Source organism: Rhodococcus sp. IEGM1428, assembly GCF_050321865.1.
GTDB lineage: Bacteria > Actinomycetota > Actinomycetes > Mycobacteriales > Mycobacteriaceae > Rhodococcoides.
This window is the reverse complement of record NZ_JBNQFW010000002.1, coordinates 1-24,388: the sequence shown is the minus strand read 5'-3', so window position 1 is coordinate 24,388 and position 24,388 is coordinate 1. Positions and strand designations below refer to the sequence as shown.

Sequence of the window (24,388 nt, the reverse complement as noted above, 5' to 3'; positions counted from 1 at the left end):
TCACATGGATTCGAGTTCCCGAATCAGCGTCGCCGCATCATATGGTCCGACATGTCGCGTCAGGTTCTTGTCGCCACGGCCCAGGTAGAACGTCGGAGTGCCGCCCACGTCGGAGGAGGTGGCGTCGAGTTCGTCGTCCTCGACGCGCACCACGTAGTCGCCGGTGCGGATGTCGTCCTCGAATCTGTCCATGTCGAGGCCGAGTTCGCGTGCGTAACCGTCGATGTCGTCGGGTTCGAGGGCGTCGCTGTTGCGGAACAACACGTCGGCCATCTCCCAGAACTTGCCCTGCGCGGCGGCGGCCTCGCTGGCGTAAGCCGCGTAACGAGCGTGCGGGTGGTAGTCGTCGAGCGGCAGGTGGCGGTAGACGTACCGGAGGTCGTCACCGAAGTGCTTGCGTACCTCGGCGACGCTGCCGGTTGCCTTGCTGCAGAACGGGCACTCGAAATCGGCGTACTCCACGATCGTCAGCGGAGCGTCGACGGGGCCGCGGATGTGATCGCGCTTGGCACTGACCGGACGCAGAATACGAAGTGACGCTCCGGCTTTCGGTGGATGGATTCTCGCGTCGATGCGGAACAGGGTCCAGCCGAGCAGCGCGGCGATCACCGAGGCCACCAACACGCCGACGCGGGCCTCGTCGGCGAGTAACGGGTCGTCGAGCGCAAGGTCGATGATGAACAGTGAGATCGTGAATCCGATTCCGGACATCGCCGCACCGCCCGCGATGTGCGAGAGCGTCAGGCCCGGTGCCAGCGCCGAGGGTCGCAATTTGGCAAAAATGGCTGATGCGCCGGTGATTCCGACGAGCTTGCCGAGGACGAGGCCGGCGATGATGCCCCAGGTGAGCGTCGACGTCGATGCAGCCTTCAGGGTGTCGGAGCTCAGCACCACTCCGGCGTTGGCGAGCGCGAAGATCGGCACGATGATGAATGCCGTGTACGGCTGATATAGCCGCATCAGCCTCTCGTTGACCGAGACAGCTTGATCCAGGCCGAGTCTCGCTGCTCGCGCGTACTCGGGATTCGGTGATTGACGGAAGGCGCGGGTGAGGTCCGATGCTCGCTCCACCTCGGAGCGGCGCGGCGGGTAGACCGGAAGAATCAGCGCGATCATCACGCCGGCGAGGGTGGGGTGAACTCCCGACTCGTACATCGCGACCCACGTGAACAGTGCGACGACGAAGTATCCGACACCGCGCCACACCTCGAGCCGTCGCAGTAGGAAGATCAGTCCGAGCCCGATGAACGCCAACACCAGCGGCACCACATCGAGATCGTCGGTGTAGAAGAACGCGATGATCGCCAGCGCGCCCACGTCGTCTGCCACGGCGAGGGTGAGCAGAAAGATCCGTAACCGCGCGGCCTTCTTCGGACCGAGTACGGCGAGTGCCCCGAGCAGGAACGCGGTGTCGGTGGAAATCACGACACCCCACGCCTGGGCTGCGGGGCCGGAGGGGTTGAAGGCGAGGAACAGCAGCGCGGGTGCGGCCAGTCCGGCGAGGGCAGCCACGATCGGGATGGCGGCGCGTGATCGGTCGGTGAGCTCACCCATCGCGAACTCTCGCTTGACCTCGAGACCGACGACGAAGAAGAACAGCGCCATGAGCCCGTCGTTGACCCAGTGGGCCAGATCGAGAGAGATGCCGTGCTCGCCGATGGTGACCGAGAGCTCTGTGTGCCAGAACGACTGATACGTCTCACCCAGGGGCGAGTTCGCCCAGATCAGGGCGATCAGGGTGGCGGCCAGTAGGAAGCCTGCCGCCAAGGTCTCACTGTTTCTCTCGCCGCGAGCCCGCGAGATCCGTTCGACGAAGCGTGCCATCGGCCGGTTCGTCGGCGTGATCTGATCTGCCATCTGCAGTCCGAGTCCTTCCGGAGAGTGTTGTGAAGCAGTCTGTACCAACACCGTCGTCGGCGCTTTCCTTCCACGTACTCGAGTACGATTGTCGGGCCGCGGGCCGGCAGCGCCGAGAGAGATATGCACGACATATTCGGGAAGAGGCATTAGTCCGCGGATAAACGGGAATACGAGCCCGACTCACCCCTGCCACGAAGGAACATCCATGCGTGATTTCATCTGCCGCAAATGCGGACAGAAGCTGTCGTTCGAGAACTCACTGTGTCTGAGCTGCTCGAGCGCACTCGGCTTCCATCTGCCGAGCAGGGCGCTGCTGGTGCTCCCGGACAAGGCCGACGACGGCGTCGCCGAAGCCGAGGTGGACGGCACGACGTGGAAGATGTGCGCCAACCTCAACACCGCACGGTGCAACTGGTTGGTCGACACCGCGGACAACGACGAGCTCTGTGTGTCCTGCCGACTGACCCGAACCCGCCCGGCCGATGACGATGTCGATGCGATGGCCGCCTATGCCGATGCCGAGACCAACAAGCGTCGCGTCGTTCTCGAGCTCACCGAACTGGGCCTGCCGATCGTGGGACAAGACGAGGACCCGTCGACGGGTCTGGTGTTCGATCTGCTCTCCAGCGCCAACCAGCAGGTGATGACCGGCCACGACAACGGCCTGATCACTCTCGACCTGGCCGAGGGCGACGACGTGCACCGCGAGCAGTTGCGGGTGGCGATGTCCGAGCCGTACCGCACTCTGGTCGGGCACTTCCGGCACGAGATCGGCCACTACTACCAGATGGTGCTGGTCGGAGACGGTGAGCATCGCGCGGCGTTCGAGGAACTGTTCGGCGATCCGGATTCGAGCTACCAGGACGCTCTCGATCGCCATTACAGCGAGGGTGCGCCCGACGGCTGGGAAGACAATTACGTCTCGTCCTACGCCACCATGCACCCCGCCGAGGACTGGGCCGAGACCTTCGCGCATTACCTGCACATCCGGGACACCCTGGACACGGCGGCAGCGTTCGGGATGGCTCCGGCAGGTTCGACGCTGGAGAGTCCGTTGCCCGGTGACGTCGGCTTCGATCAGATCGTCGACTGGTGGCTGCCGCTGTCGTGGGCACTGAACCAGATCAACCGCTCGATGGGTCATCAGGACCTCTACCCGTTCGTGCTGCCGCCGACCGTCGTGAAGAAGATCGGGTTCGTGCACTCGCTGATCGCGCCCAGCACTCTCTGATGCTCCGCTAACGGTGCCCGAGCTTCGTTGCATGGGGCGTATCCTGTGGTGTCGGCATTCGGCCGATGTCGGGATGCGCCCCTGTGCAGTAGCGGGACCGGTGCAGCAGTAGGACGAGGTGACCACCATCAGCGAGCAGACACTGAACGCGTCGGGCGCAATCCCGCGGGTTACCGACTTCCAGCTGAGTCGACGGCTGGCCGAGGTGGCCGAGAAGCTCCGGCGTCAACATTCGGATCCAGATCGGGTGCTGGCCGTCATCACCGAGTCTGCGGTGGCCAATGTCCCCTCTGCGGAGTTCGCGTCCATCACCACCGTGCTGCAGGGCAAGTTCGTGCACAGTGCTGCGCTGTCGGGTGAGCCTGCCGGCCACTGCGACAAGATTCAGGAGCAACTGGGCGAGGGCCCGTGCCTCGAATCGGCCATCGAACAGAAGACCATCAGAATCGACGACATGGACAGCGACACCCGCTGGCCACTGTTCGCAGACGCCGCGTCGGCGCTCGGGGTCAAGAGCATGATCTGCTTCCAGCTCTACGTCGAGGGAATCAACTTCGGCGCTCTGAACCTGCATTCCACCCGAAAGAACGCGTTCTCGGACGAGGCCGAATCCATCGGTTCACTGTTCGCTGCTCACGCCGCCATCGCGTTCTCCACTGCACGCGAGGAGCAGCAGATTCGGGCCGCGTTGACGAGCCGGGACATGATCGGTCAGGCCAAGGGCATGTTGATGGAGCGGTACAACTTGAACTCGCAGGCAGCGTTCGCGCTGTTGGCCAAGCTTTCTCAGGACACCAACGTCAAACTCGCCGACCTCGCCGAACAGCTTGTGATCGACGCCGCGAAGTCCACCGACTGAGCCCGTCCTCAGAAGTAGAGCGCAGTCAGCGCACGTCGAGGCCGTCCGTACTCGCGACCGAGACTGCGGGATCGTCCGAGGCGACGAAGACCTCGATGCGGACATCCTCGTCCAGGTAGCGGCTGAGCAATGCCAATCCTGGTGTGGCGGCGATGATCTCGTGTACTTGATCGCCCGAGATCGGGTAGTCGTCCACGTCGTGACGCCAGTGCGCCGCCACGAGCGTTCCGCCGATCTCCAGATGATCGACGACGCGAGTCATGGCCGACGCCAGATCGGCGGCATCGAGGTAGTACCCCACCTCGCTGACGACGATCAGATCGAAGGGGACCTTCGCGTCGGGCAGGGCCGACCAGTCGTCCGTCAGAGACCACAGCGCGAATTCCACTGCAGCCGAGTCCTCTACGCGAGCCCGAGCAGAGTCGAGGGCACTCTGCACCACGTCGGTCGACACCACGTGCTCGCACCGGGTGGCCAACTGCTCGGTGAGTACACCGATCGAACAACCGGGCTCCAATGCCCGCCGGTACTGCGGCTTGGGCAGCGACGCCATGGTCAGCGCATACTTGCGCCGCTCGTACCACTTGCTGTCGAGCATGAACGGATCGTCCGCGGCCGCATAGACGTCACGAAAGTACTCGGCGCTCAGGCTCGTTGGAGAATTGGGGCTCGTTCGAGAATCCTGGCTCATGCGAACACCACCTCGAACGGTCGCCGGTAGCGAGCCAGGATGTGCGGCGGCAACACAGCTCGATCCGCGGGGTGATCCGACAGGGGCCGTATCTGAGAGTCGAACTGCTCGATGGATGTTCGTTTGGCTTCGACGACGTGCGCCGGGAGATCGACACGGCGGCACCGTGCCCACGGCACAGCAGGGTGATTCGGAGTTGCCCAGTGCCACATCCAGATCGGGTACTCCACCACCGGTATCCCCACCGCGTTCGCCGCGGTGAGACACGCTCTCGCGGTGGCTTCGTGATCGGGATGGCCGTCCCCGCGCCACGGCGTCAGGCACCAGGTGCCCGGGGTGGCGTCGAGCAGTGGCATCAAGGCATCGGCCACTGCACCCTCGTGCTGCTCGACGGCACCGTCGGCGATCTGCAGACGCGTCGGAGAGTGGTCGATTCCCAACTCTGCCAACGCACGTTCGGACTCGACGGGCCGTCGCACACGCAGGTCCTCGGCCGTCACCGTCGGGGAACCGGGATGTGAGCCGTCGCCGTCGGTCACCGCGACCACCCGCACGTCGACGCCTGCCGCGGCCGCCAACGACAGCAATCCACCGACACCGAGAATTTCGTCGTCCGGGTGGGGGGCGACGACGACCATGGTGACGACGTCGTTCCACTCGAGGCCGGGGACCGACCAATCGGCCGTCATCCAGTCCGATTCTGCGGTGCCGAGATCTACTTCGGCGTCGAAGGCGTTCTCTACCATGGGTTGTCTTCCTCGGCGATGTCGCGGCCGAGGGCTTCGAGGTCGCGCTCGGCGTGGCTCTGCCGCAGGTAGACGGTGAGATCGGCGACGCGTCCTGCATGCTCTGCATCGCCGCACAGGGGGCCGGCACCGAGAGCGCGACCGACGCGGTCGATGCACTGGGTGGCTGCATCTTCGACGACAGCGCGCACGATCCGGGCCCGCGTTCGAGCACGACCGGAGCGGTCGAACGGATCTGCGTCCACCTCGGCCGCCGCGGTGGTCAGCGCGCTCGATGCTGCGCCGAGTGCCGCTGCGATGGCACCGAGATGGGCCGCGCGATGTGGGTCCGGGCGTTCCCTTACTGCAGCGTGCAGGGTGTCCGCGACAGCGCACGCGCTGCCGAACCAGGCCGCTGAAACTCCGATCGCCCCGTGCCAGAACCCCGGTCGAGTCAGGTAGTCGGTCGGACCTCCGACGGTGACGGCGGGGACGGCATCGAAAGCAACCGAACCCGAGTCGCTCTCGCTCATGCCCACGGCATGCCATGTGTTCGGTACCGGAGCGACGCCCTCATGTGTCAGATCGACGGCGAACAGCCGGGGACTTCCGTCCACGCGGGCGGTTACAAGAGCCTGCGTGCACAGCGACGCGCCGGAGCACCACGGCTTGGTCCCAGTGAGAACCCAGCCCGAATCCTGCTGTACCGCTTCGAGGATCGGTGCCGGCGGTTCCGCTGCCCACACTCCCCAGATCTGCCCGCGCTCAGGCGTCGGGCCGTCGAGTTCGTGCAAGATCGCGATCGCATCGGTGTGCGCCTCGGACCATCTGCCGAGAACGGTGTTGTGCCGACTGAGGGCGGCGAGCGACTGCCATCGCAGGTCTGTGTAGCCCGACCCAGGCAGGGCCAGGTCGAGACGCCCGTCGGCCTCGAAAGTCAGGAAGGCGGCGCGCAGCCCCGTGTTCTGTTTCCGAGGGTCGAGCGACTCACGGAATTCGGTGTCGATCATGCGGAAGGCTCCAGAGAACGTAGGAATTCGGCCATACCGTCGGGCGCTCTGCCTCGCAGGCGACCCGATGTGGTGACCGAGATATCGCACACCCGACGGCACGCGATGCCGCCGAGTTCGAGGCGTCGGACCAGGTCGTGATCCTCGCCGGTGGCCAGTGGCGCGAATCCGCCGACGGAGAGGTAATCCGTCGCTCGGATGCCGAGATTGGCGCCGTGTACGTGTGGATGGCCGAGTTCGTGTCGGTAATGCGCGTCGTACGTCGATCGCAGCCGTACGTCTTCTTCGACGCGGCCCTCGAACTGGACGGACACCGTTCCCGCTACCGCCCGAGCGCCGTCGGTGGCGTGCCGAAGATGGCCGAGCAGCCAATCCTCGCCCACCCGGGTGTCTGCGTCGGTGGTGGCGAACCAGGTGGTGGCTGCGAGTTCCGAGGTGTAGTTCGAGAATCCGGCTGCCCGGGCCGCTCCGACGTTGCGGTGCGCGACAGTCACTGCCGACACCGACGGGTGACGGGCGACGATCGAGGCGGAGTCGTCGGTGCACGCATCGAGCACGACGATTGTCGATACGGTCACCGGGGCCACCTCGACGACGCGACGCTCTGCCCGCGACAGTGCCGTCAGGCAGGCGTCGAGCAGATCCTGTTCGTTGTGCGCCGGTACGACGACGACGATGTGACTGACGCCGGTACGGCTGGAGATATGGGAAGAAACTTCGACGACCACGGTCCACCCTTTTCAGACGCCGGACTGGAGAACAGTCCGCGAACGGGAAACCGCCGGTGTCTGGACGGATGAGGTTCCTTCTCTAGTACCCGTTCCGGGCCTGTCGACACATGCGCTCTGGCCAGCAGAGACAATGTCGGGGTCGGGTTGGCGCAAGGTACTCGTACTCGGGGTTTCTTTCGGCCGTTTAGGAAATATCCGATTAGCAAATGTCCGAGCGGTATGTGTTAATGGGCGTTGCCCCGTGGCAGCACTGCTGGTGGGCATCACGACGCAGTACGAAGGATGGTCGGGTCACATGGCATCACAGGTTCGCACTCGCAGGTTCGCCCGCATCGGGGCAATCGTCGCAGGTACAGCCCTTGCTGCATCTGCAGCATTCGGGTCGGCGCAGGCCGCACCGCTGTGGCCGGGTGGCCCGGATATCTCCGTTCCCGGCTTGCCCGGATCCTCGGATCCCGCAGCCCCCGCACCCCAGCCGCTCGTTCCGCAGCTCGCACCTGCCAACTTCGCCGATCCGAGCATCAGCCCGTCCGGCGGCGAGGTCGTCGGAGTTGCGCAGCCCATCGCAATCCGCTTCGACGAGGCCATCGGCGATCGCGATGCCGCACTGCGGGCCATTCGCGTCACCACGAACCCGTCCGTCGACGGCCACTTCTACTGGATCAACGACACCCAGGTGCGGTGGCTGCCCAACGAGTTCTACCCGGCACATACCCAGGTGACCGTCGAAGCGGGCGGCGCGAAGGCGGAGTTCTCCACCGGCGACTCGATCATCACCACGGCCGACGACAACACCAAGCAGATCACCGTGACCCGCAACGGTGAGGTCGTGAAGACCATGCCCACCTCGATGGGCAAGGTCGGCCACGAAACTCCGAACGGCACCTACATCGTCGGCGAGCGCTTCCGCGACATGTACATGGACTCGTCCACCTACGGCGTCCCGGTGGACTCCGAGGAGGGCTACCGCACGTACGTCGAGTACGCCACGCGCATTTCCTACAGCGGCATCTTCGTGCACGCGGCACCGTGGTCGGAGTCGCAGCAGGGTTACTCCAACTCCTCGCACGGCTGCCTCAACGTCAGCACCGAAGACGGCAAGTGGTTCTTCGAGAACGCCCAGAAGGGCGACCCCGTCATCGTCGTCAACACCGACGGCGGCACCCTGAGCGGATCCGACGGCCTCGGAGACTGGAACCGCTAGAGCGGCTTCGCCGCAGGTGCATGGAACTTCGACCCCTGCTACGAAGTTCTACTCACATAGGTTGGTCTGCGCGACGGTGAGCGTTGGGGCCCAGTTCACCATTCGTTAGCCGAGACTGAGCACAGTGCTCGCGGTGAGTGCAACAACCGAACGAGTGCTGCCCACGGCACGCAAGACAGGGCCTGCTGGTCGTTCCGGCAGGCTCCACTCCGGTCTCTTCTCGCGGCCGTGGACCGATTACGCACTGTTCCTGATTCTCGTGGGCCCCAACCTGGCCCTGCTGGCGGTGTTCACGTATCGGCCGCTGGTGGAGAACTTTCAGTTCTCGTTCTTCGACTGGAACCTGTCCTCACCCACGTCCACGTTCGTCGGCTTCGAGAACTACCGCGAGTGGGCCTCCCGCGACGACACCTGGCAGATCGTCGGCAACACCGTCGTGTTCACGGTCGCGGCCGTCGTCGGCTCGTTGGTGCTCGGTCTGGTGCTTGCGCTGCTGCTCGATCGAAAGCTGAGGGGCCGCAACTTCGTTCGCTCGGCCGTGTTCGCCCCGTACGTCATCTCCGGTGCAGCGATCGGCATCGCGTTCCAGTTCGTCTTCGATCCCAACTTCGGCTTGGTGCAGGACCTGATGCGACGCTTCGGCCTCGGCGCGGTCCCGGACTTCTATCAGGACCCCAAGTGGGCGATGGTCATGATCACCGTGACGTACCTGTGGAAGAACCTGGGCTACACCTTCGTCATCTACCTCGCGGCTCTGCAGGGTGTGCGCAAGGAATTGATGGAAGCAGCCGAGATCGATCAGGCGAGCCGCTGGACCACGTTCCGAAAAGTGCTTCTACCGCAACTACGTCCGACGACGTTCTTCCTGTCGATCACCGTGCTGCTCAACTCACTTCAGGTCTTCGACATCATCAACGTCATGACGCGCGGTGGCCCTCTGGCCACCGGAACCACCACGATGGTCTATCAGGTCTACGAGGAAACGTTCCGCAACTTCCGAGCCGGGTACGGTGCCACCGTCGCGACGATCCTGTTCCTCGTGCTGTTGATCGTCACCCTCGTGCAGGTACGAATCATGGATCGGGACGATCAACGATGACTTTGGCGAGCAAACCCGATACAGCAGTGCCGGAGAAGGTTTCACACAGTCGCGACGCGCAGCGCACGCGTCGAAGCGCGAACATCCTCGGTTACGCAGCCATGGTCGCGGTCCTGCTGATGATCGGGCTGCCGCTGTTCTGGATCCTGATCACCTCGTTCAAGGACCGCCCGGATATCTACGTGCAACCGGTCACATGGTGGCCCAGCACCTTTCACCCGCAGAACTACAACGAGGCGACGACGGAGGTGCCGTTCTTCACGTACCTGCGCAACTCCATCATCATCACAACGGCCGTGTCGTCCATCAAGTTCGTCCTCGGTGTGCTCAGTGCGTACGGCCTCGTCTTCCTTCGCTTCCCGGGCAAGAACATCGTCTTTCTCGTCATCATCGCCGCACTGATGGTGCCCAACCAGATCACCGTCATCTCGAACTACTCGCTCATCTCCGAGTTGGGCTGGCGTAACTCGTTCCAGGGCATCATCATTCCGCTGGCCGGTGTCGCATTCGGTACCTTCCTGATGCGTAACCACTTCCTGTCGTTGCCGCCGGAGATCATCGAGGCCGCGCGCATGGACGGTGCCGGGCCGGTGCGGCTGATGTTCCGCGTGATCCTGCCGCTGTCGGGTCCGACGATGGTGGCCTTCGCCATCATCACGATCGTCACCGAATGGAACGAATATCTCTGGCCGTTCCTGATGTCGGACGACTCGTCGGTCGCGCCGCTCCCGGTCGGCTTGACACTGCTGCAGAACAGCGAGGGCTACACCAACTGGGGAGCGGTGATGGCTGCGACGGTGCTGACCATTCTGCCGATTCTTCTCGTCTTCCTCGTTCTGCAGCGCCACATGATCAAGGGCCTCACCTCCGGTGCGGTCAAGGGCTGATCCACCTCACTATCAGGAGTCGAACACCATGGCACACATCATCAATCGGCGTGGCTTCCTCACGCTCACCGGTGCGGCTGCGGCCGCCGCAGCCCTCGCGGCGTGCAGCGGCCCCGGATCGGGCTCGTCCGGCGGCGGCGGCGGTGTCGAAGGCGATGCGAACACCATCAACTTCTGGTCGAACCACCCGGGCAAGTCCCAGGAGTTCGAGAAGGAGCTGATCTCGCGGTTCCAGGCTCAGAACCCGGGCCTGACGGTGAATCTCATCGACGGCGGCAAGAACTACGAGGAGGTGTCGCAGAAGTTCAACGCGGCACTCTCGGGCGACGATGTGCCCGACGTCGTCGTGCTTTCGGATGTCTGGTGGTTCAACTACGCACTCACCGGTGCGATCGAGCCCCTCGACAAGCACTTCTCCGCGGCCGGAGTCGACCAGTCCGATTACGTGGATTCGCTTCTTGCCGATTACAACTGGAACGGTAGCCACTGGGCTCTGCCGTATGCACGTTCGACGCCGCTGTTCTACTACAACAAGGCCGTCTGGCAGCAGGCCGGACTGCCCGATCGTGGTCCGGCCACATGGCAGGAATTCGACGAGTGGGGCCCGCGCATCCAGGCCGTCGTCGGAAACGGCAAGCTCGCTCACGGCTGGGGCAACGCCGTCGACTACCTCGGGTGGACGTTCGAGGGGCCGATCTGGACGTTCGGCGGATCGTACTCCGATCAGTTCGAGCTGAAGTTCGACGACCCCAATACCATTGCGGCAGGGAAGTTCCTGCAGGACATGATCCACACCAAGAAGTACGCCGCGGTGTCCAACGACATCGCGAACGACTTCGCCGCGGGCATCCTCGCCTCCACGATCGCCTCTACCGGCGACCTCTCCACGATCAAGGCCGGTGCCGCCTTCGAGTTCGGCACCGCGTTCCTGCCGGCCACCGAGGGCACACCGGGCTGCCCCACCGGTGGTGCCGGCCTGGCCGTCCCCGCGAAGATCTCGGACGAGCGAAAGGTGAACGCACTCAAGTTCATCGACTTCGTCACCGACGGTGCCAACACCGCCTACTTCTCGCAGAACACCGGGTACATGCCGGTCCGCAAGTCGGCGCAGCAGGACCCGTCGGAGATTGCATTCCTCGAGGCCAACCCCAACGCGAAGACGGCCGTCGACCAGTTGGCCCGCACCCGCTCCCAGGACGCTGCCCGGGTGTTCGTCCCCGGCGGCGACAAGATCATCGGTAGCGGACTAGAGCAGATCGCACTGCAGAACGCCGATGTGGCAACGACATTCGCGTCCATCTCGGAGCAGCTGCAGCAGATCATCGACCGCCAGATCACCCCGAAGCTGCCGAAGTAATGGCCGCCGTTCACTACGCCGGTGTCTCGCACCGGTACCCGGGAGCCGATTCGCTCGCTGTGGACAGCCTGGAACTCGACATCGCGGACGGTGAATTCATCGTCCTGGTCGGGCCCTCGGGCTGTGGAAAGTCGACGAGTCTGCGCATGCTCGCCGGCCTCGAATCCGTCGAGAGCGGTCACATCGACATCGGGGGAGTGGACGTCACCTCGTTGGCACCGCGGGCCAGGGACGTCGCGATGGTGTTCCAGAACTACGCGCTCTACCCCAACATGACCGTCGGGGACAACATGGGCTTCGCACTGCGTAACGCCGGAATGAACAAGGCGGACACCGCAGCACGGGTGCTCGACGCGGCGAAGATGCTCGAGCTCGAGCCGCTGCTCGGTCGCAAACCCGGCAAGCTTTCCGGTGGTCAGCGTCAGCGTGTAGCGATGGGACGCGCCATCGTGCGTCAACCCAAGGTGTTCTGCATGGACGAACCGCTGTCCAACCTCGACGCCAAGCTGCGGGTGTCGACCAGGGCTCAGATCGCCGGTCTACAGCGGCGATTGGGCACCACCACGGTGTACGTCACCCACGATCAGGTCGAGGCCATGACGATGGGTGACCGGGTCGCGGTACTGCTCGACGGCAAATTGCAGCAGATCGCCGCTCCGCGGGAGCTGTACGACAACCCCGTCAACACGTTCGTCGCGGGATTCATCGGGTCACCCGGCATGAACCTCGTCGACGCTCCTGTGCACGACGGCGCTGCCGTACTCGGCGAACTGCGCATCCCGGTCCCGTCGTCGGTACGTGAGCGCGTGGTGGTCGGAATTCGTCCGGAATCGTGGGATCTGGTGGGCGACGGCACCGGTTTGCAGCTGACCGTCGAGCTGATCGAGGAACTGGGTGCGGAGTCGTTCGTGTACGCATCCGCACCCAGCCTCGACGGTGGGTGGACGACGCCGTCCGGGCGCATCTCGGTTCGGGTCGACCGCAAGCTGTCCATCGCACTGGCCGAAACCGTTCGACTGGTGCCCAAGCTCGACGAGTTGTTCTTCTTCGACTCCGCTACCGGCCTGCGGTTGTCGTAGCCGGCTCACCGAGATCGATCGGCAGGGTGGCCCATCCGTGTAGGACGCGGGTGTTGCGGCGGGTTCCCTCGCCTGCAGAGCTCAGGTGGGGGAACCTGTCGAACAGCGCTTTGAGGCCGACCTCCGACTCGGCCTTGGCCAGTGCTGCGCCCAGGCAGTAGTGGCGTCCGCCCGAGAACGACAGGTGCTTGCCCGCGTTGGCGCGGGTGACGTCGAATCTGTTCGGATCCTCGAACACCAGCGGGTCTCGGTTGGCACCGGCGAGCACGAGGATCACCAGTGATCCTTCGCTGATCGGCACGCCCTCCACCACGACGTCGTGTTTGGCGGCCCGTGCGGTCAGCTGAACCGGAGATTCCATCCGCAGCATCTCGTCGATGGCAGTGGGCCAATGCGACGGATCCTGTTGCAGCACAGCGAGCTGATCGGGGTGATCGAGCAGCAACCGGATTCCGCTGCCGAGCAGGTTGACGGTCGTCTCGAATCCTGCCGCCAGCACCAATCCTGCGGTGGCCCTGAGCTCTTCGTCGTTGAGGCCGATGCCCTCGTCCTTCGCGGCGATCAGCTGACTCATCAGATCGTCGCCAGGATTGCGGCGCAGCTCGGCGATGTGCTGGGAGAGCCACGCATCGAATCCGATCAGCCCACGCTCGACCTGCTTGAACTGGTCCCAGGACAAGCCGATGTCGAGACTCGGTGCGGCCATCTCACCGAACTCGAGAACCCGCTGGTTGTCTTCCACCGGAACGCCGAGGATCCGCCCGATCACCGCGACCGGCAAGCGGGCGCAGTAGCGATCGACGATGTCGACCACCGGAGAACCGTCGGAGAGCTCGTCGAGCAACGCGTCGGCGGTTTCCTGCACCTGATCGCGCATCTGCGCGACGGCCCGAGCGGTGAACACCGAGGACACCAGTTTGCGGTACCGGGTGTGATCGGGCGGTTCGACCGAGAGGAGAGACGGCGGCAGAATCGGGTGCAGGGCACCGGATCTGGTGTGTCGTTCGATCCACTGCAGCGGTGCGGGCAAGGTGCCGCCCAGCCGGGTGACTCGAAAATCGTCGGAGCGGAGCAGGTCGAAGGCCACCCGATGGTGCACGGTGATGTTCGAGATGCGGGTCTTCACCAGCGGAGCCGTGCCACGCAGCTTTTCGTACACCGGCGTGGGGTTCGCCCGCGTCGCGGGATCGGCGACCAGCATGGCCTGCGGATCGCCCGCCGCCGCTGCTCGTCTGGCCGCGAAGCGAATGACTCCGTGTGCTGCGAGCCATCGTACGAATTCCCTCATCCGAACACCCTCCCCTTGTTCCTACGTGGCACTACCAGATCTTGACGCGCTCATCCGGCTCCAAGTACAACGCATCTCCGGGCTGTACATCGAAGGCTTGGTGAAAACTGTCCAGATTGCGGACGACGCCGTTGCAGCGGAACTCCGGCGGCGAGTGCGGATCGACGGCGAGACGACGGATCGCCTCGGCGTCTCGTGCCTTGGTTCGCCATACCTGTGACCAGCCGAAGAACACGCGCTGCAACCCGGTCAGGCCGTCGAGCACCGGCGCTTCCTTGCCCTCGAGCGAGATCTCGTAGGCCGCGACCGCGATGGACAGGCCGCCCAGATCGCCGATGTTCTCACCGATGGTGAATTCGCCGTTGACCTTGTGCCCCGGCAGCGCCGCGGGCTCGAACTCGTTGTACTGCTCGATCAGGGCCGTCGTGCGCTTGCCGAACTCGGTGCGGTCGCTGTCGGTCCACCAATCGACCATGTTGCCGTCGCCGTCGTACTTGGCACCCTGGTCGTCGAATCCGTGGCCGATCTCGTGGCCGATCACCGCTCCGATACCGCCGTAGTTGGCCGCGTCGTCTGCCTCCGGGTCGAAGAACGGTGGTTGCAGAATGGCTGCGGGAAAGACGATTTCGTTCATGCCGGGGTTGTAGTAGGCATTGACGGTCTGCGGCGTCATGAACCACTCGTCGCGATCGACCGGACCACCGAGCTTGTCGAGATCGCGCTGGTGGTCGGCGGTGTAGCCGCGGCGGTAGTTACCGAGTAGGTCGTCGGCGCTGATCTCCACGCCCGAGTAGTCGCGCCAGCGATCGGGGTAGCCGATCTTCGGGGTGAACTTGTCCAGCTTGTCCAGCGCCTTCTCACGCGTCTCCGGGCTCATCCATTCGAGTTCGGAGATGTTGCGGCGGTACGCCTCGGTGAGGTTCTCGACCAGCACCTGCATCCGCGCCTTGGAGTCGGCGGGGAAGTGGCGCTCGACGTACAGCTTGCCGACGGCCTCGCCGAGAACGTCCTGCACCAGGGAGACTCCACGCTTCCAGCGCTCCCGGTTCTCCTCGGTACCGGTCAACGTCGTTCCGTAGAACGCGAAGTTCTCGTCGACGATCGCGCTCGTCAGGAAGGGCGCGCGCGAATGTACGACGCGCCAGGCGAGCCACGCCTTCCAGGCTTCGATGTCCTCGGAGGCCCACAGTGCAACGAAGGTGCTGAGGAATGACGGCTGCCGCACGACGATCTCGGCGAACTGCTCGGTTGTGGCTCCGAGACCGGAAATCCATGCAGCCCAATTTAATCCGGGCTCGTTCTTGACGAGGGTATCGAATCGAACGAGGTTGTAGCTCTTCTCGGCGTCACGCCTGGCGACGACATCCCAGTGGCCTGCCGCGATCTTCTTCTCGAGGTCGAACACCGTCTGTGCGTCGTACTCGATGCCGCTGAGCGCGAACATCTTCGAGATGTGCGCGATGTAGCTCGTACGAATCTCCGCGTAGTCGTCCTGGCGGTAGTACGACTCGTCGGGCAGACCGATACCGGACTGGCTGAAATGCACGAGGTAGCGATCGGACTGTTTGGCGTCGGTGTCCACGTACTGGCCGATGCCACCGCCCACGCCGGTGCGCTGCAGCGAGCCGAGAACCTCGGCGAGAGTGACCAGGTCCGCCGCGTCGGCGATGGCGGTGAGCTCGTCGGATATCGGGGTGACGCCGAGGTGCTCGGCGCGGTCGGCATCCATGAAGCTCGAGAACAGGTCACCGATCTTCTGCGCGTCGCTGCCCGCAGGAGGATTTGCGGCGGCGGACTCTTCGATGATCGTCTGCACGTCCACCTCGGCACGGTCGTACAAAGTCCGGAAGGCTCCGTCGACGGCGCGGTCGGCCGGGATGGCGTAATCCTCGAGCCATTTGCCGTTGACGTGCACGAAGAGGTCGTCCTGCGCGCGTGTGTTCTCGTCCTGGTAGCTGAGATCGATGCCCGAGTTCACTGCTGAAGTCATGCGTCCATCTTTACACTCTTGCGCTTGATTGAACGGGTGTTTAATGTGCTGTACATGCGTACAGCAACCGAGGATCTCACAACCAGGGCGCGAATCCGCGATACCGCGATCGACGTCTTCGGTGCACAGGGCTTCACCGCCGGGCTGCGGTCGATCGCCACGGCGGCAGGTGTCTCACCGGGGCTCGTCAACCACCATTTCGGATCCAAGGAGGGCCTACGCACGGCCTGTGACGAGCATGTTCTGCGGGTGATCCGGGAATCGAAGTCTGCGTCGGCCGGCCCCGCCGGGATGATGGAGCAGCTCGCCCGCATCGACGAGTACGCGCCGCTGGTTGCATACATCGTGCGGAGCTTCTCGGCGGGCGGCGCACTGGCGCGCGAGTTGTTCGAGCACATGGTCGACGACGCCGTCCGATACCTCGACGACGGTGTCCGCGACGGCCGGTTCACGCCCAGCCGAGACCCCGCGGCACGCGCCCGATTCATGACCAGACAGAACGTGGGCGGCCTACTGCTGTACGTGCAGATGGCCGGCCCCGACGTCGACTTCCGTGAGGCCCTGACCGCGCTCGGTGACGAGGTCATGCTCCCGGCGCTCGAGCTCTACACCGACGGACTGTTCACCGACTCGCAGGCTTTGGACACCTATCTGGAGGCCAAGAAATGACCGAGGCAATCGAAGTCGACGGATTGGTCAAGACGTTCGGTTCGGTCCGGGCGCTCGACGGACTCGACCTACGCGTCGAAACCGGGGAGGTGCACGGCTTCCTCGGTCCCAACGGAGCAGGAAAATCCACGACGATTCGCGTGCTGCTCGGGCTCGTCCGGGCGACGTCCGGCACCGTGCGACTGCTCGGCGCGGACCCGTGGGCCGACACCGTGGCATTGCATCGACGCCTGGCGTACGTTCCGGGCGATGTGACGCTGTGGCCGTCGTTGACCGGCGGTGAGGTGATCGATCTTCTGGGCCGAATGCGCGGCGGCATCGACGCCACGCGCCGCGCCGAACTGCTCGAACGATTCGCTCTCGACCCCGGCAAGCGCAGCCGAACGTACTCCAAGGGCAATCGGCAGAAGGTTGCATTGATTTCGGCTCTGGCATCGAATGTCGAGCTGTTGATTCTCGACGAACCCACGTCAGGACTCGATCCGCTGATGGAACAGCACTTTGCCGACTGCGTGAAAGATGCTGCCCGACGCGGAGTCACGGTGCTGCTGTCGTCGCACATCCTGTCCGAGGTCGATGCGCTGTGCAGCTCGGTGACCATCGTCAAGGACGGTCGAACGGTGGATACCGGCACGCTGGCATCGATGCGGCATCTCACCCGAACGACGGTGACCGCGACTGTCGATCGAGTGCCGGACGATCTCGACGTACTCCCCGGTGTCAGTGCGGTGAGCGTGAACGATTTCACCGTCACCTGCACGGTGGAGAACGACGCCCTCGCTGCGGTGATGCACGTCCTGGCTGACGCCGGAGTGCAGAGCTTGGTCAGCTCCGCTCCGACTCTCGAGGAGCTGTTCATGAGGTACTACGCATGAGCGGCCTGAGCGGGACGATGGCACTGCTGCGGTTGTACCTGCGCCGCGATCGCCTGGTAGCGCCGATATGGGTCGTTCTGCTCGGAGCGCTCCCGCTGCTGTACGCGGTCAGCTTCGAGGGGCTGTATCCGACAGCGGCAGACCGGCAAGCGTTCTATCTCGGCACCGAGGCAGTGCCGGCACAAGCAGCGCTCGTCGGACCGATCTTCGGCAGCGATCTCGGTGCCCTGGTGGCGTGGCGCGCCGGCCTGATGCTCACCCTCGTTCCCTTGGCGGCGATCCTCACCGTCGTTCGGCACACCCGCGGTGAAGAGGACGCGGGGCGCACCGAGCTGATCGGGTCGACTGCAGTGGGCAGGTACGCAGGGTTGACAGCGGCCGTGCTGCTTGCCGGCGGCGGCGTTGTGGCGACGGGAATGGTGGCGTTCATCTCGCTGTGGGCATTCGGTCTGCCGGTGACCGGGAGCCTCGCGTTCGGTGCCTCGATCGTCGTCGTCGGTGCGGTGTTCGTCGGCTGTGCGGCGCTGGCGGCACAGGTGGCGTCCGGGGCGCGTGTGGCTCGCGGTTACGCCCTCGGCGTGTTGGCCGCAGCGTTCGTTCTCAGAGCGATCGGCGACATCGGGTCGGGAACCCTGTCGTGGTTCTCACCGATCGGGTGGTCGGCGCAGGTGCGGCCGTTCGCCGACGAGAGGTGGTGGCCGCTGCTGCTGTCGCTGGCGGCTGCAGCAGCGTTCTGTGCCGCGGCATTCGTGGCAGCCAGTCGACGCGATCTCGGCAGTGGTTTGCGGGCCGAGCGCCGCGGCCGGGTGGCTGCCGTTCCTTCACTGTCCGGTCCCGTCGCCCTTGCCTGGCGACTCTCTCGCGGAACCGTCGTCGTCTGGACCGTCGGGCTCGCCCTGTTCGGCATCGTCATCGGATCGTCCACGGACGGGATCGGTGACCAGCTCGGCAGCAGCACTGCTATCAGTGACGCGCTCGGAAAATTCGGCGGCACCACAGTCGAACAATCGTTCATTGCCGCAGTGCTGAGCATCGTCGGCATCATGGTGGCGGCCTACTCGGTATCGGCCCTGCTGCGGCTCCACAGTGAGGAAGAGGTGGGCCTGGCCGAGATCGTGCTGGCCACCGGTACCTCGCGCCTTCGGTGGCTGGCAGGGCATCTACTCCTGGCCGTCGTCGGCCCGGCGTGGCTACTGCTGGTCGTCGGCCTCGCCGTCGGGCTGACGTACGGGTCGGCCACCGGCGATATCGCAGGCGAACTGCCGTCCGTTCTCGGTGGCGCACTGGGTCAGCTTCCGGCCGTGTGGGTGGTGACGGCCATCGGCGCGGCGTTGTTCGGTGCGGTCCCCCGGTTCGCGACCGTCCTGTGGGCGGTCCTGGGCGGCTTCGTCGCGCTCGGCCAGATCGGGTCGGTGGTCGGCTTGCCGCAGCCGTGGCTCGATCTGTCGCCCTTCACCCACGTGCCGCGATTGCCGGGAGGGGCCTTCTCGCTCGAGCCCTTCGGATGGCTCCTCGTGGTCGCCATCGTCGTCGGTGCCGTGGGATCGGGAGCATTCCGCCGAAGAGACATCCGAGGGTGACGACGGTCGAATAGCATTGTGGGCGGCCGATATGTCCGGCCCGGCCCGGCGGTGACGCGTCCGGTCCGGTGAATTCAGGGCCGGAACCCGCATGGAGGTAACGTGCAGTCTCCATTCCTGCGCACGTGGTGGAACCAGCCGCACAGCTACGAGTCGGTCGTGAGCTACCTCGATCTGCACGGTGCGCTCACACCGTATCGACTCGCTGCATCACTGAGCACGTTCTCCTACGGGCTCGGTGCAGCCGCACTGCTGCTGCTCACCGACACACCTCCGACCTCGACGATCGCCAGGGCGATCTTCGTCGTCGCGATCGTCTCGACGCTCGTGGTAGGTATTGCCTGGTTGAGGGCTCCGTGGCCGTCGAAGCGTATGTCTCTGTCGTTCGCTGCGTACTCGGACGTCGGAGTAACTCTGGTTCTGTTGTCCTACGGATCGCCTCAGTCTGTCTTCTTGGCCCTCGCGATGCTCGCCGCCAACAGCGTGTACGTTCAGCTCTTCCACAGTCCGAGAGTCATGGCGCTGCATCTGTTGTGGGCCGGAACGGCCGTGGCGCTGTTCTTCGTGCTGATCCTGCACTCACCCGACACAGATCACGGCTTGGCCGTCGCGCAACTCGTGGTGCTGATACCCATCACGTTCATGGGCCCGACCTTCTTCCAGTACCTGCTGCTCAAACTGCAGGTCCAGGCGCAGGCGGCCAACTTCGATCCACTCACCCAGGTGCGCAATCGTCGAGGCCTCGACGAGGCATTACCGGTCTACTTCCTCGGTGCAGGCAACGTTGCAGTGATGGTCGTGGACGTGGACAGGTTCAAGTCGATCAACGACCGGTTCGGTCATCACCAGGGCGACACGGCCCTCCAACTCGTCGCGCGTCGGTTGACGAAGGACGGTGTGTTGGTCGCCAGGGTGGGCGGTGAGGAGTTCGCGGTGGTGACCAAGTTGGCCGCACACGAGGCCAGAGCATTGGCCGAGGAATATCGAAATGCAGCGCACTCGGCGGGGGACTCCGCGCCGCTGACGGTGAGCATAGGTGTCGCGCACTGCACGTACCCGAGTGCCGAAGGCTCCGGTATCGGTGCCGATGTCGTCGCACTCACCACGCGACTGTTACGACGAGCAGACGCGGCGATGTACGAAGCAAAGCAGCAGGGTGGCAATCAAGTGGTGGTGGCGGACCTGTCGGCCCGAGGTGATCTGACTACCTGAGGCGACCGGACTGGCTGAGGCGACCGGGATGGCTGAGGCACCGAGACGCGAGTGCCTCAGCCCAGAATCAGTTCGGCGTCGAGTCGTCGTACTGATTCTCGACGTTCTGCTGGAATTCGTCGGCACATTGCTGTTGCGCAGCAGTATCGCTGCCTGCGTTGCTGATGCAGTCGGTGAAGTCTTGTCCACCGACGGCGTTGAACAAACCGATGCCGACGACGACCAGGATGATCGACAATGCTGCAGCCACGACACCCAGGATGATCGCGATGAGGGACACGGTGCCGTTGGTGGCGACGCGCTTCTTGTATCTGGACCGCCCGACGAACCCGAGAACGATAGCGATCAGGCCGAGAAGAATTCCGCCGACGATGGTCCAGGAGAACAACACACCCAGAATCGCGAGAACCAGAGCCACTGTTCCGATCGTGTTCTTCGGCGCTGTCGGCTGGTCCTGGTACCCGCCCTGTTGCGGATACCCGCCCTGCTGGGGGTATTCGCCGGGTGAAGGATAGTTTCCGGGAGGGGGATAGTCACCCGGAGGCGGATTCTGGTTCGACACGTTGAGTACCTCCGAAGTCGGCGATCGCGAACGCTGGGAGTGTATGCGGGTGTCTGCCCTGCGCACACGCCCCACGTGTTCCCGTGATCAACTTGTCATCGAACGTATATGTCAGCCGCCGAGACGCGAGTGCATCTCCCAGATCAGCACCTCGGCCGGCTCGGTAGCGGTAATGCTCTGTCCGCCAGTCGAACTCATGCGGACGGCATCGCCCTCGTACAGTTCACCGACGCCCTCCATCGAGACGGTGCCGCGGGCGACGAAGACATGGACGAAAGGCGCGTCGGGCACCGTTACCGATTTCCCGGGCAACAACCTGGCGGCGTGCAGCGCCGCCGACTTCTGTGAGATGCCGATCGCGGCCTCCCCACGGTGCTTCTCCATGCCCGACGCCACGGTGACCAGCCCGCCGCGCAGCAACTCGTCGCCGATTTCGAGTTGTTCGTATCCGGGCGTGGTGCCAGGACTGTCCGGCAACACCCACATCTGCACGAAGCGAACGGGTTCGGTGTGCCGATTGCCGTCGATGTTCCAGGAGTCGTTCTTCTCCGAGTGCATGATGCCCTTGCCCGCGCTCATCCGTTGCGCGAGTCCGGGATAGATGATTCCGGAATGGCCTATGGAGTCCTGGTGCACCAGCGAACCCTGCACCACCCAGGTGACGATTTCCATGTCGCGATGCGGGTGCGTCTCGAAACCCTGACCGGCAGTGACGATGTCGTCGTTGTTGACCAGCAGCAGTCCGTGATGGGTGTTGTCGGGGTCGTAGTGCTGGCCGAAGGAGAACGAATGTTTCGAGTCCAGCCAGGACACACGGGTTTTCAGTCGATCACCTGCGCGGTGCACATCGATGTGGGCGGTCAGTGAAGCGGACATGTGACCACTGTACGAGCATGTCGGTGCACCGGCGTACGACCTGCATAACGTTCGGGTGTCGTTGCCGTCGGTGTGTGAGCGGCGCCGGGAGTGGGTAGGTTTCGCTTCGTACGGTCACAGCTCCGCAAACTCCCACGAAGGCGGCGAGAGATTCTCATGGTCGGTTCCAGCTCGAGTGCTTCACGCACGGTCGAACCTCAGCTCACGGAGGCGCTGGCGACATGGCTACCGGCGCAACGGTGGTTCGGTGCGAAGGGGTCGACCGTGGATTCCGTGCAGATCCTCGACCGCGAAGTTCTTCGTGACGAACCGCATTTCGCGGCCGAACATCTGCTGGTGGAGGTGCGAATGACACAGGACGGCGCGGTGGTGACGCAGACGTATCAGGTGCCGCTGGGCTTTCGCACCGAGCTGACCGACGAGCTCCGGCCGTGGGTGCTTCCGGTGGTGGGCGAGGTGGCCGTGTTCGACGGTTTACGAGACCCTGAGATCATCGGCCTGTACGGCGACGCCTTCGCTTCCGGAAATTCCACGGGCAGCATCGAATTCAAGATCGTCGACGGTTCGAGTGTGCCGAGCGGTCTGCCCGGTCGGGTTCTGGGGGCCGAGCAGTCCAACACCTCGGTGATTCTCGGTGATCTGCTGCTGCTCAAACTGTTTCGACAGGTTCCGCCGGGCGTGAGCCCCGATGTGGAACTGCATCGCGCTCTGGCGGAGGCAGGCAGTGCCAACGTCGCACCGCTGCGGGGCTGGCTGGAAGCCGTCGTCGGCGGTGAGCCGACCACTCTGGGCATGATTCAGGACTTCGCTGCGAACTCCACCGAAGGCTGGACCGCAGCGCTGGCAAGTGTTCGCGAGGTGTTCGATTCCCCCGATACGCCGATCGAAGAACTGCCCGGCGATTTCGCTCGGGACGCGCACCGCATCGGAGCAGCCGTGGCGCAGGTGCACCACGACCTGGCCTCGGTGCTGGGAACCGTCGAACGCTCGGTCGAATCGACCGCTGTCGAGGAGATTCTGGCTCGTATCTCGGGCGTGGCGCGGGTGGTGCCGGAGATCGCCCAGTACATCCCGGCGGCGACGGCCCTCATCTCGCGGGCCGAGGCGTCGAACAGCACCACCGTGCAGCGTATCCACGGCGATCTGCATCTGGGGCAGGTGTTGGGTACTCCCGAGCGGTGGCTGCTCATCGACTTCGAGGGCGAGCCGGCCAAGACCTTGGCCGAGCGTAGACAGATGGACAGTTCCCTGCGTGACGTCGCGGGAATGCTTCGCTCGTTCGACTACGCAGCGAACCATCTGCTGGTCGATCAGCCCGAGGACCCGTCGACGCGAGAGCGAGCCGACCAGTGGGCTGCGCGGAGCATCGCCTCGTTCTTCGACGGCTACGCCTCGGTGGCCGGGCACGATCCGCGCGACGAGGCCGACCTGCTGCGCGCATACGAACTCGACAAGGCCGTCTACGAGGTTCTGTACGAGGCGCGCAACCGGCCGACCTGGTTGTCGTTGCCGATGCGTGCTGTGGAGCGGTTGGTGAGCTGATCGGTGAGCTGGGGGTGCACGTCGACGGGCCTGTCTACGACAAGTACCGTATTGCCTGACACGGGAGGCAGGACATGAACGGTATTTTGGCAATCTTCGGCATCGCGGTGGTCGTCATCACCATCCTCGTTGTGGTGGTGCTCGTTGCGGTGTTGTTCGTCGCGTCGATCAAGCCCAACAGTCTCAACATCGACCTGGACCGCAAGAAGCGCGCTCGGGAAGAAAGTTCCTCCAAAGCCTGAGACGTCCGTCACGTCCGAGACCGATGTGCCCGTGTTCGGAGTTGTATCGAAGCGAAGCGCCGATCGACGCTTCCGGTTCTACAACTGGAGATCACGTGAGCACCTCGCTGAAAGCCTCGGCTACGCCCGGGCCGTCGGGCTGTGCGCCCCGTATCAAGTCGAGGATGCTCGGAGAGTCGGTTCTCGCTCAGTTCGCTCGGTTCGTGATCGTCGGGGTATCGAGCAACGGTGTGTACGCCCTGTTGTTCGTCGCCCTCGCATCCCTGGGATCGTTCACGGCCAATCTGGCGGGTGTTGCTGCCAGCACCGTCCTGGCCAACGAGTTGCATCGCCGTCACACCTTCCACGCGGCCGGCCGGGTCGGCTGGTTCCAGACGCAGTGGGAAGCCGGCGGGCTCGCTCTGATCGGTCTCGGTCTGAGTACCGCCTCACTGGCCGCGATGCACATCCTCTTTCCTGGTGCAGCGGCCTATGCCCAGGTTGTGGTTGTGATCGCTGTCAGCGGTCTCTTCGGGGCGGCCCGTTTCCTCGCCCTTCGCGGGTGGGTGTTCAGAGCACCGAACTTCTCCGGCCTCGAACCTGTCCAGCAATGACCTGTGAGGTCGCACCACTCGGTGTCGGCGTCGGTTGCTACGTCTAACAGAATCTCGGCGAGGCTCCACACCCGTCGCATTCTTGGCTCTAGGCTCGTGAGCTGACGTCGATGCGAGGAGACATGCCAATGGCGAGGGATCTGACACAGCTCGAGCTTCTGCAGGAGCTGGTACCCACTGCCGAAGACAACGTGAACCGTCACATCACGATGGCGCGCGAATGGCA

The 24,388-nt window shown here is 64.3% G+C and carries 23 protein-coding genes and 1 pseudogene; 15 read left to right on the top strand and 9 right to left on the bottom strand.

Features of this window, described 5'->3' with window-relative positions; all coding sequences use genetic code 11:
• Entirely contained in the window at window positions 1–1,857 is a 1,857-nt protein-coding gene (nhaA, locus tag ACQR3T_RS08570) for a Na+/H+ antiporter NhaA (protein WP_428693114.1), read from the bottom strand.
• Between the two features lie 208 nt (window positions 1,858–2,065).
• Here nhaA and ACQR3T_RS08565 point away from each other — a divergent pair, with 208 nt between their 5' ends.
• Both ACQR3T_RS08565 and ACQR3T_RS08560 read left to right on the top strand, forming a co-directional pair.
• Window positions 2,066–3,091 carry a zinc-binding metallopeptidase family protein gene (locus ACQR3T_RS08565; protein ID WP_428693113.1) on the top strand — a complete coding sequence of 342 codons (1,026 nt, stop codon included), beginning with the start codon at window positions 2,066–2,068 and terminating at the stop codon, window positions 3,089–3,091.
• Between the two features lie 118 nt (window positions 3,092–3,209).
• Window positions 3,210–3,950: a GAF and ANTAR domain-containing protein gene (locus ACQR3T_RS08560; protein ID WP_094608756.1), complete on the top strand. Its 741-nt coding sequence runs from the start codon at window positions 3,210–3,212 to the stop codon at window positions 3,948–3,950.
• A 25-nt stretch (window positions 3,951–3,975) separates the two neighbouring features.
• On the opposite strand, the gene ACQR3T_RS08555 is transcribed toward ACQR3T_RS08560, so the two are convergent.
• The 4 genes from ACQR3T_RS08555 to ACQR3T_RS08540 are packed head-to-tail and all read right to left on the bottom strand — an operon-like array spanning window position 3,976 to window position 7,104.
• Entirely contained in the window at window positions 3,976–4,641 is a 666-nt protein-coding gene (locus ACQR3T_RS08555) for a class I SAM-dependent DNA methyltransferase (protein WP_428693112.1), read from the bottom strand.
• Window positions 4,638–5,387: a PIG-L deacetylase family protein gene (locus ACQR3T_RS08550; protein WP_032377472.1), complete on the bottom strand. Its 750-nt coding sequence runs from the start codon at window positions 5,385–5,387 to the stop codon at window positions 4,638–4,640. Before ACQR3T_RS08550 ends, ACQR3T_RS08555 begins: the two co-directional genes overlap by 4 nt.
• Entirely contained in the window at window positions 5,381–6,376 is a 996-nt protein-coding gene (locus tag ACQR3T_RS08545; protein WP_230594548.1) for an acyl-CoA dehydrogenase family protein, read from the bottom strand. The genes ACQR3T_RS08550 and ACQR3T_RS08545 overlap by 7 nt, the downstream gene beginning before the upstream one ends.
• Entirely contained in the window at window positions 6,373–7,104 is a 732-nt protein-coding gene (locus ACQR3T_RS08540) for a glycosyltransferase (RefSeq protein WP_230594550.1), read from the bottom strand. Before ACQR3T_RS08540 ends, ACQR3T_RS08545 begins: the two co-directional genes overlap by 4 nt.
• 298 nt (window positions 7,105–7,402) lie before the next feature.
• Between ACQR3T_RS08540 and ACQR3T_RS08535 the strand changes: the two genes are divergently transcribed.
• The 5 genes from ACQR3T_RS08535 to ACQR3T_RS08515 all read left to right on the top strand — a co-directional run bounded on the left by ACQR3T_RS08535 (window position 7,403) and on the right by ACQR3T_RS08515 (window position 12,733).
• Window positions 7,403–8,311, top strand: a complete 909-nt coding sequence (locus ACQR3T_RS08535; RefSeq protein ID WP_428693111.1) for a L,D-transpeptidase — start codon at window positions 7,403–7,405, stop codon at window positions 8,309–8,311.
• A 154-nt stretch (window positions 8,312–8,465) separates the two neighbouring features.
• Window positions 8,466–9,410: a carbohydrate ABC transporter permease gene (locus tag ACQR3T_RS08530; RefSeq protein WP_428693894.1), complete on the top strand. Its 945-nt coding sequence runs from the start codon at window positions 8,466–8,468 to the stop codon at window positions 9,408–9,410.
• A complete protein-coding gene (locus ACQR3T_RS08525) occupies window positions 9,407–10,297 on the top strand; it encodes a carbohydrate ABC transporter permease (protein WP_428693110.1) in 891 nt (296 codons plus the stop codon). The genes ACQR3T_RS08530 and ACQR3T_RS08525 overlap by 4 nt, the downstream gene beginning before the upstream one ends.
• A 28-nt stretch (window positions 10,298–10,325) precedes the next feature.
• Window positions 10,326–11,654, top strand: coding sequence for an ABC transporter substrate-binding protein (locus ACQR3T_RS08520; RefSeq protein WP_428693108.1), 1,329 nt, complete (start codon window positions 10,326–10,328; stop codon window positions 11,652–11,654).
• The gene (locus ACQR3T_RS08515) at window positions 11,654–12,733 is read left to right on the top strand and encodes an ABC transporter ATP-binding protein (protein WP_428693107.1); all 1,080 of its coding nucleotides are present in this window, start codon (window positions 11,654–11,656) and stop codon (window positions 12,731–12,733) included. Before ACQR3T_RS08520 ends, ACQR3T_RS08515 begins: the two co-directional genes overlap by 1 nt.
• On the opposite strand, the gene ACQR3T_RS08510 is transcribed toward ACQR3T_RS08515, so the two are convergent.
• Entirely contained in the window at window positions 12,711–14,021 is a 1,311-nt protein-coding gene (locus ACQR3T_RS08510) for a cytochrome P450 (protein WP_428693105.1), read from the bottom strand. The two genes, ACQR3T_RS08515 and ACQR3T_RS08510, sit on opposite strands and share 23 nt — an antisense overlap.
• A gap of 31 nt (window positions 14,022–14,052) precedes the next feature.
• Window positions 14,053–16,011, bottom strand: a complete 1,959-nt coding sequence (locus ACQR3T_RS08505) for a M13 family metallopeptidase (RefSeq protein WP_428693104.1) — start codon at window positions 16,009–16,011, stop codon at window positions 14,053–14,055.
• Window positions 16,012–16,065: 54 nt separating this feature from the next.
• Here ACQR3T_RS08505 and ACQR3T_RS08500 point away from each other — a divergent pair, with 54 nt between their 5' ends.
• The 4 genes from ACQR3T_RS08500 to ACQR3T_RS08485 all read left to right on the top strand — a co-directional run bounded on the left by ACQR3T_RS08500 (window position 16,066) and on the right by ACQR3T_RS08485 (window position 20,347).
• On the top strand, window positions 16,066–16,680 hold the full coding sequence (locus tag ACQR3T_RS08500) for a TetR family transcriptional regulator (protein WP_428693103.1): 615 nt from the start codon (window positions 16,066–16,068) through the stop codon (window positions 16,678–16,680).
• Window positions 16,677–17,555 carry an ATP-binding cassette domain-containing protein gene (locus ACQR3T_RS08495; protein WP_428693102.1) on the top strand — a complete coding sequence of 293 codons (879 nt, stop codon included), beginning with the start codon at window positions 16,677–16,679 and terminating at the stop codon, window positions 17,553–17,555. The genes ACQR3T_RS08500 and ACQR3T_RS08495 overlap by 4 nt, the downstream gene beginning before the upstream one ends.
• A complete protein-coding gene (locus tag ACQR3T_RS08490) occupies window positions 17,552–19,135 on the top strand; it encodes an ABC transporter permease (RefSeq protein WP_428693101.1) in 1,584 nt (527 codons plus the stop codon). Before ACQR3T_RS08495 ends, ACQR3T_RS08490 begins: the two co-directional genes overlap by 4 nt.
• Window positions 19,136–19,237: 102 nt before the next feature.
• On the top strand, window positions 19,238–20,347 hold the full coding sequence (locus ACQR3T_RS08485) for a GGDEF domain-containing protein (protein ID WP_428693100.1): 1,110 nt from the start codon (window positions 19,238–19,240) through the stop codon (window positions 20,345–20,347).
• A gap of 67 nt (window positions 20,348–20,414) precedes the next feature.
• Here the strand turns inward: ACQR3T_RS08485 and ACQR3T_RS08480 are convergent, their stop codons facing one another.
• Complete coding sequence (locus ACQR3T_RS08480) at window positions 20,415–20,909, bottom strand: DUF4190 domain-containing protein (protein WP_428693099.1); 495 nt, start codon at window positions 20,907–20,909, stop codon at window positions 20,415–20,417.
• A gap of 111 nt (window positions 20,910–21,020) precedes the next feature.
• The gene (locus ACQR3T_RS08475) at window positions 21,021–21,785 is read right to left on the bottom strand and encodes a pirin family protein (RefSeq protein ID WP_428693098.1); all 765 of its coding nucleotides are present in this window, start codon (window positions 21,783–21,785) and stop codon (window positions 21,021–21,023) included.
• A 156-nt stretch (window positions 21,786–21,941) separates the two neighbouring features.
• Between ACQR3T_RS08475 and ACQR3T_RS08470 the strand changes: the two genes are divergently transcribed.
• From ACQR3T_RS08470 to ACQR3T_RS08455, 4 genes and pseudogenes are all read left to right on the top strand, one after another.
• Window positions 21,942–23,327, top strand: coding sequence for a maltokinase N-terminal cap-like domain-containing protein (locus tag ACQR3T_RS08470; RefSeq protein WP_428693097.1), 1,386 nt, complete (start codon window positions 21,942–21,944; stop codon window positions 23,325–23,327).
• A 74-nt stretch (window positions 23,328–23,401) separates the two neighbouring features.
• Complete coding sequence (locus ACQR3T_RS08465) at window positions 23,402–23,569, top strand: hypothetical protein (protein ID WP_155289282.1); 168 nt, start codon at window positions 23,402–23,404, stop codon at window positions 23,567–23,569.
• 164 nt (window positions 23,570–23,733) lie between these two features.
• Window positions 23,734–24,162, top strand: a complete 429-nt coding sequence (locus ACQR3T_RS08460) for a GtrA family protein (protein ID WP_254925360.1) — start codon at window positions 23,734–23,736, stop codon at window positions 24,160–24,162.
• Window positions 24,163–24,290: 128 nt separating this feature from the next.
• A pseudogene (locus ACQR3T_RS08455) lies at window positions 24,291–24,388 on the top strand (acyl-ACP desaturase); the annotation flags it as partial.